The 393-nt window shown below is 45.3% G+C and carries 1 protein-coding gene; it reads left to right on the top strand.

Annotated elements, in window-relative coordinates:
• The coding region (locus M0051_RS19665; protein WP_306743274.1) for a hypothetical protein at positions 1-393 on the top strand (393 nt) is incomplete at both ends.

Raw genomic sequence — 393 nt, 5'->3', positions numbered from 1 at the left:
ATGCTGATGCAACTGTTTCACAGACTATTGGCCATGGAGCAGCTGCAAAATTCACCATTACCACTCAGCCAGCAGCGCCTGCTACAAATGGTGCAGCACTGGCAACACAACCTGTTCTTCAACTGAAAGATCAGTATGATAACAATTGCGATTCTGATGGAGCAACACAGGTAGATGCGACTGCTACAGGAAATGGAACTTGGACCTTAGGTGGAAGTTTGCCTCAAACCGCATCTGGTGGTGTGGTAAACTACACAGGTCTAACGGCAAGTAGTAATGATGAAGTTAGTGCGGCTATCATAACTTTTGATTTGGGTGGCGGAAGTTTTACACTTGAATCCAACTCATTTGCTTTAGGTTTAAATTCTGCACCATCGCTAACAGCTGCAGGGT

This window comes from Marinifilum sp. D714 (genome assembly GCF_030851345.1).
Lineage (GTDB): Bacteria > Bacteroidota > Bacteroidia > Bacteroidales > Marinifilaceae > Marinifilum.
The sequence above is the reverse complement of the archived record's forward strand: the minus strand, read 5'-3'. Positions and strand labels throughout refer to the sequence as shown.